This window comes from Butyrivibrio sp. WCD2001, assembly GCF_000424485.1.
Classification (GTDB): domain Bacteria; phylum Bacillota; class Clostridia; order Lachnospirales; family Lachnospiraceae; genus Butyrivibrio.
On the sequence record NZ_AUJZ01000005.1, the window covers coordinates 346,880 to 353,889 of the forward strand.

5 protein-coding genes are annotated in these 7,010 nt (G+C 44.9%); all 5 read left to right on the plus strand.

Annotated features, from left to right (window positions below; genetic code table 11):
* Positions 1-37: 37 nt before the first annotated feature.
* Complete coding sequence (gene recN / locus G630_RS0106445) at positions 38-1,741, plus strand: DNA repair protein RecN (protein ID WP_026498101.1); 1,704 nt, start codon at positions 38-40, stop codon at positions 1,739-1,741.
* A gap of 54 nt (positions 1,742-1,795) precedes the next feature.
* On the plus strand, positions 1,796-2,425 hold the full coding sequence (locus G630_RS0106450) for a DUF1836 domain-containing protein (RefSeq protein ID WP_026498102.1): 630 nt from the start codon (positions 1,796-1,798) through the stop codon (positions 2,423-2,425).
* A gap of 75 nt (positions 2,426-2,500) precedes the next feature.
* Positions 2,501-4,957 (plus strand): ATP-dependent helicase, encoded by a 2,457-nt coding sequence (locus G630_RS0106455; protein WP_026498103.1) that lies wholly within the window; start codon positions 2,501-2,503, stop codon positions 4,955-4,957.
* 142 nt (positions 4,958-5,099) lie between these two features.
* On the plus strand, positions 5,100-5,363 hold the full coding sequence (locus G630_RS0106460) for a hypothetical protein (RefSeq protein ID WP_022761928.1): 264 nt from the start codon (positions 5,100-5,102) through the stop codon (positions 5,361-5,363).
* The coding region (gene rlmD / locus G630_RS0106465; protein WP_026498104.1) for a 23S rRNA (uracil(1939)-C(5))-methyltransferase RlmD at positions 5,360-7,010 on the plus strand (1,651 nt) is incomplete at its 3' end. The genes G630_RS0106460 and rlmD, both read left to right, overlap by 4 nt.

Below are 7,010 nucleotides of genomic sequence, written 5' to 3' on the forward strand. Positions count from 1 at the left end.
TGACTTGCCCGAAGAAGCAAAAAGGAAAGAGGTAAATATGTTATACAATCTACATGTGAAGAATCTTGCTCTGATAAATGAGCAGGAGGTTGAGTTTGAAAACGGTCTTAACATAATGAGTGGTGAGACCGGCGCCGGTAAATCAGTTATTATCGGCAGTGTGAATCTGGCGCTCGGTGCTAAAGCTGACAGTGGTATGATTCGCACGGGAGCTGAATATGCTCTTATCGAGCTGACCTTTGGAATCAAAAATGAAGCGCAGCTAAGAAGCCTTAAGGAACTTGATATTCCTGTAGAAGAAGACGGAACACTTATTTTGCAGAGAAAAATCATGGAGGGCAGAAGTGTCTGCAAGGCAAACGGCGAGACAGTAAGCGCAAGGCAGCTTCGTGATCTTTCAAACATACTTATAAATATTCACGGTCAGAATGACCATCAGGAACTCCTTCACAAGAAAAAGCATCTGGAGATACTGGATGATTTTGCAGGTGAGGAGCTTTTGCAGCTTAAGGAAAAGTGTGCAAAGGCTTACGGAAGCTGGAAGGATGTTCTGAAGGCTCTCGATGAGACCAACTTAGACGAAAGAGAACGTGAGAGACAAAAGGATCTCGCGAATTTCGAATACAATGAGATTACTGATGCAGACCCCAAAGAGGGTGAGGATGAGGAGCTTGAGACCAGATACAGAAGAATGGTCAATTCCAGGAAGATTGCCGAGGCAGCAGGTATTGCCGCTGAGGTGACGGGAGCAGGCGACTCCGGTGAAAGCGCTGCGGATGCTATAGGAAGAGCAGTGCGTGAGCTCTCCTCGGTTAGCAGCTATGACGATAAGGCTGCGGAGCTTTTGGAACAGCTCTCTGATATCGATAATTTATTATCTGATTTTCGTCATGCTATTTCATCCTATATCGATGAGCTTGAGTTTGATCCCGAAGATTTTGCGACAACAGAGGACAGACTCAACACCATAAACCATCTCAAGGATAAGTATGGCGGAAGCATTGAGGAAGTTTTAAAGTACAGGGATGAGAAGGAAGAGGAGCTAAAAAAACTCGAGGACCTTGCAGCATACCGAGACGGTCTTCTTGCTGATGAGAAGAGGTTCCATGATGAGTTGTTATCCGCCTGCAAGAGCATCTCAGACCTGAGAAAAGAAAATGCCAAAGCTTTATCGGAGCTTCTCCGCAAAGCGTTGGAGGATCTTAACTTCATAGATGTAAGATTCGAGATTGATGTTAAGCCTGACGGAGAGAGAGTTTCCGCGGGAGGCTATGATGATGTGGAATTCATGATTTCCACAAATCCCGGAGAGAGGATAAGACCCCTTGATCAGGTGGCAAGCGGCGGTGAGCTCTCAAGAATCATGCTTGCAATCAAGACCGTTGTCGCTGAAAAGGATGACATAGATACACTCATTTTTGATGAGATAGATGCGGGAATAAGCGGACAGACTGCCTGGAAGGTTTCGGAGAAACTTGGACTTCTTGCAAAGGGTCACCAGATAATCTGCATCACACACCTTCCTCAGATTGCATCTATGGCTGACACTCATTATGAGATCGCGAAGGGAACTCATGAAGAGGGCGGAAACGAGAGAACCGTCACCCGGATCAGAAAACTCTCGGATGATGAGAGAGCATCAGAACTTGCAAGAATGCTTGGCGGCGCCACAATCACAGATTCTGCAATGGAGAATGCGAGGGAGATGATGCGCCAGGCAGAAAAGGTTAAATCTAAATAGCCTTCCCCTTGGGGGATGCTGACGGATGAGGGGATACTAAATTGGAGTGAATTTATGACACTAGACTATGATGATTTTCTAAACAGCATAATGGCCAGCATGGACAGAACCACTCAGGTTGATGTTAATGATATCCCTAACATCGACCTGTATATGGACCAGCTGCTTACTTTTATGGATGAGAGCCTTAGGAAGTCCTCAAGGCATCCCGGAGTGGATAAGATACTCACGAAGACCATGATCAATAACTATGCCAAAAATGATCTGCTTCCCCCTCCGGTAAAGAAGAAGTATTCCAAGGATCACATCATACTTTTGATGTTCATCTACTACTATAAAAACATGCTGTCCTTCAGTGATATCCAGACCTTGTTTGAGCCTGTTTACAAACGTTTTGGAAAAGACGATGAGGACATAAATTTAAAAGATATCTACAAGACAATCTACGATGAGCAGAAGGATATTATCGCCCATCTTAAAACTGACATCGAGGAAAAATATAAGACCGCCCAGAAATCATTTCCCGAGGCGAAGGGCGAAGACAAGAACGAACTTCAGATGTTCAATTTTGTCTCTATGCTTGCTTACGATGTTTTCATGAAGATGCTTCTTATCGAGAACATCATCGATCACATCGAAGAGGAGCGCGAGGGCGACAAAGAGACAAAGAAGAAGAAAAAATAATGCCTTCTCCCTCTGGGAGAAGGTGTCGGCGAAGCCGACGGATGAGGGTAATTTTCGAAAGGTAGTACATATTTAATGAGCATTTACGACACCCTGAATAGTGAACAGAAAAAAGCGGTTCTGCAGACAGACGGTCCGGTCCTGATACTTGCCGGAGCAGGTTCGGGAAAGACCAGAGTCCTGACGCACAGGATCGCTTATTTAATTGACGAATGCGGAGTTAATCCCTGGAACATTCTCGCGATAACCTTTACCAACAAGGCGGCCGGCGAGATGCGCGAAAGAGTTGATAAGATTGTAGGCTTTGGCGCCGAGAGCATATGGGTTGCGACTTTTCACTCAACCTGTGTAAGAATCTTAAGACGCTACGCTGACAGAATCGGTTACAGCAACAATTTTACAATCTATGATACGGATGACTCCAAGTCGGTACTTAAGGATATCTGCAAAAGATATCAGCTGGAGACAACTCAGCTAAAGCTCCGCAACATCCAGACTGCGATATCGCATGCAAAGGACAACTGCGTCGATGCCAATGAATACATGCTGGCATCGGGAAACGACTTTAAGAAGCAGAAAATTGCGAAGGCATACATCGAGTATCAGAATACGCTTAAGAAGAATAATGCAATGGATTTTGATGATCTTCTTCTTAACACGGTGAAGCTCTTCAAGGACGAGCCGGAGGTGCTTGCGCAGTACCAGGAACGCTTCAGGTACATAATGGTTGATGAGTATCAGGATACCAACAACGTACAGTTTGAATTCGTAAGGCTTCTTGCAGACAGGTATAAGAACCTTTGCGTGGTCGGTGATGATGATCAGAGTATTTACAGATTCCGCGGCGCGAACATCAGGAATATCCTTGATTTTGAAAAAGTGTATCCCGATGCGACAGTGATAAAACTGGAACAGAATTACAGATCTACACAGAGTATTCTTGATGCGGCAAACGCTGTCATAAGGAATAACTACGGAAGAAAAGACAAGGCTCTCTGGACTGACGAAGGGAAAGGCGAACTCGTCAGATTAAAGGTTGTGAATCAGGCTCCCGAGGAGGCTGAGTTTATAGCATCCGAAGTTTGCAAACTCAAAAAGTCAGGCAAAGCGGATTATAAGGATATTGCAGTTCTCTACAGAACCAATGCGCAGTCGAGACTCTTGGAAGAGCGATTCGTGTATGAAGGAATTCCGTACGACCTTGTGGGAGGAGTGAACTTCTACGGCAGACGTGAGGTCAAGGACTGTCTCGCCTATCTGAAGACTATTGATTCCGGTGCGGATGACCTTGCTGCGAGACGTATCATAAATGTTCCGAAAAGAGGGATCGGAGCTACAAGTATCACTCATGTTCAGGAATACGCAGATAAGGCCAATATCAGTTTTCTGAAGGCGTGCGCCGAGGCTGATATGATCCCGGGACTTAATAAGACAGCGCAGGCAAAGTGCAAGGCATTTGCGTCAATGATCGGAGTTTTCAGAGCCTTTGCAAAAGAGGCGAGACTTGATCAGCTTATGCAGCACATCATCAGAGAAATCGGCTACATCGATTATCTCTATACAATCGATGAGGACGCGAACACCGAGGATAACGAGCGTGAACAGAACGTGGACGAGCTTATATCCAAAATGGCCGGCTACGAGGAAAAAGAGGATGAACCTACGCTTACGGGATTCTTGGAAGAGGTTGCTCTGGTGGCGGATATTGACAATGTATCCGAGGATGACGACAAGGTGCTCCTCATGACACTTCACAGTGCAAAGGGACTCGAGTTTGATCATGTGTATCTCGCGGGTATGGAGGAGAATGTTTTCCCCAGCTTCATGGCGCTGATGGACGAAGGAGTAGATCCCGAGGGACTCGAGGAGGAGAGAAGACTTGCTTATGTTGGAATAACCAGAGCAAGAAAACATCTCACACTCACAAGTGCCAGAAGCAGAATGACAAGAGGTCAGCTCCAGTACAACCCTGTGAGCAGATTTGTAACTGAGATTCCGGCTGAGCTTCTTGAAAAGGTCGGAGCGGCTGAATCTTCCTTCATGTATGATGGCGGAGAATCCATCGATGACGATGAGGATATCGATCTTGATACAGGTCGCATTTTTAAGAAAAAGATGGACTTCTCAAAACCCACCTATGCAGCCGGTACAGCAAACTCGCCTCTTAAGAGAAGTGCTTATGCCGGGACGAAAGCGGCGACCCAGCCTGCTTACGGAAGACCTGTCGCAAAGCCGGCACCTCCCAAAAAGAGAGCGGTACCAAAGGACAAACCTTTTATTGCAGGAGCTGCCAGTGCACACAGTAAGGCTTCTCTCGGAAAACCGGGACTCGCCGGATTATCCAAAGGAATGCCGACAGCCGGAGCAGCACTTGATTACGGCGTAGGTGACAGAGTCCTGCATGTTAAGTTCGGTGAAGGGACTGTCCTTGATATCGTCAAGGAACCGAGAGACTATAAGGTCACAATCGATTTTGACGATTACGGACAGAAAATCATGTTCGCTGCATTTGCGAAGCTTAAAAAAGTATAAACTTTGCCAATTCAATAGATTGTGAATTAATAAATGCTATAATATATATAACATTTTATGCCTTCTCCCGCTGGGAGAAGGTGGCACGAAGTGCCGGATGAGGGGTATTAACCACTAACTACATCTTGGAAAGGGGTAAGTAATGGATAAGAACAGAATCGAAGAACTTCTTGAAACAGTCAGAATCAATGAGCTTTTAGAGAAAAAAGAAGCTGCAAACGCTAAGAAGCCATCAAACATTGTTTTATGGTGCCTTGCAGTTTTCGGAGCAATTGCTGCTGTAGCAACAATCGCTTATCTGGTATTCAATTACATGATGCCCGAGTACGAGGATGATTACGATTATGATGATGACGATTTCGACGACTTTGATGACGACTTCGTTGATCTGGATTTGGAGAAATGAAGAAAAAAGATATAGTAACGGGCAGAATTGTTAGGGTTGAATTTCCTAACAAAGGCATTATGGAGACACCTGAGGGAAAAGTGATAGTTAAGAACACACTTCCCGGTCAGAAGGTGTCATGTGTGATTATTAAAAACAGAAATGGCAGAGCAGAAGGTAGGCTCCTCGAGGTTCTCGAAGAGCCTATTGATGCTATAGAAAGCCCCTGCATACATTTTGGCAAATGCGGAGGCTGCAGCTATCTTACCATGCCTTATGTCAAAGAACTTGGCATGAAAGAACAGCAGGTAAGGCATATTCTTAATCCTATTCTGGAGAAGCAGACTCAGAGTTATACCTGGGAGGGCATAAAAACAAGCCCCATCAAATTTGCATACAGAAATAAGATGGAATTTACTTTTGGAGATGAGGAGATAGGTGGTCCCCTCACTCTTGGCATGCACAAAAGAAACAGCATGCATGATATTGTCAGCGTAACAGGCTGCAGAATTGTGGATGATGATTACAACAACATCTTAAGCGCCACACTTTCGTATTTCGGAGAATTATATAGACAGGAAAAAATCACTTTTTATCATAGAATGAAACAGGAGGGTTATCTTCGACACCTTCTCGTAAGAAAGGCTCAGAAGACAGGCGACATCCTGATAGACATAGTGACGACGACACAGGAAGACCACAATCTCATGAATTACGCGGAGATGCTTTTAACCCTTGAGCTCTCCGGGCATATCGTTGGTATTCTTCATACAAAAAATGATGCCAAGGCAGATGCCATAATTGATGAAGGAACAACTGTACTTTATGGACAGGACTACTTTTATGAGGAGCTTCTTGGACTTAAGTTCAGGATTACACCCTTCTCATTTTTCCAGACAAATTCTCTTAGTGCAGAGGTTCTGTATGGCACTGTCAGGGAATACATCGACGGACTTTATGACAACATGTCGGAGGATCCGGGTGACAAGATCATCTATGATCTATACTGCGGAACAGGAACCATTGCCCAGATAATTGCACCCATTGCCAATAAGGTGATAGGTGTTGAGATTGTTGAAGAAGCTGTTGCGGCCGCAAAGGAGAACGCTGCGAGAAATCAGCTTCTGGACTGCGAATTTATCGCAGGAGATGTGCTTAAAGTTCTTGATGATATCGTGGACAAGCCCAATCTCATCATTCTTGATCCTCCCCGTGAAGGCATCAATCCCAAGGCACTTAAAAAGATCATCGACTACGGCGTAAAGCACATGATCTACGTAAGCTGCAAACCTACTTCCCTCGCCAGGGATCTCGAAACCCTTGCAGAGGGCGGCTATTATGTTCAGAGGGCTGTGGCAGTAGATCAGTTCCCTTGGACAAATCATGTTGAGACGGTTGTGCTTTTAAGTAGGGAAAAGGTAGATGGCTTTGTTGATATAGAATTAGATGTAGAGATGCTGGAGGGAAAGGATGGAACAGCAACATATGCAGAGATAAGAGATTATGTTGCTGAGGTTCATGGATTAAGAGTCCCAAATCTTTATATCGCACAGGTTAAGGATAAACTTGGTATAGAAAAGAGAGAAAATTACCGAGTGGGATCAGGGCAGGGGCATACGCCTCAATGTCCTCAAGATAAAGAAGATGCTATTATAGATGCATTCAAGC

Excerpts from the sequence above, each read along its gene's own strand:
- recN (WP_026498101.1), top strand. The coding sequence starts at position 38 with ATGTTATACAATCTACATGTGAAGAATCTTGCTCTGATAAATGAGCAG.
- G630_RS0106455 (WP_026498103.1), top strand. The coding sequence starts at position 2,501 with ATGAGCATTTACGACACCCTGAATAGTGAACAGAAAAAAGCGGTTCTG.
- G630_RS0106460 (WP_022761928.1), top strand. The coding sequence starts at position 5,100 with ATGGATAAGAACAGAATCGAAGAACTTCTTGAAACAGTCAGAATCAAT.
- G630_RS0106450 (WP_026498102.1), top strand. The coding sequence starts at position 1,796 with ATGACACTAGACTATGATGATTTTCTAAACAGCATAATGGCCAGCATG.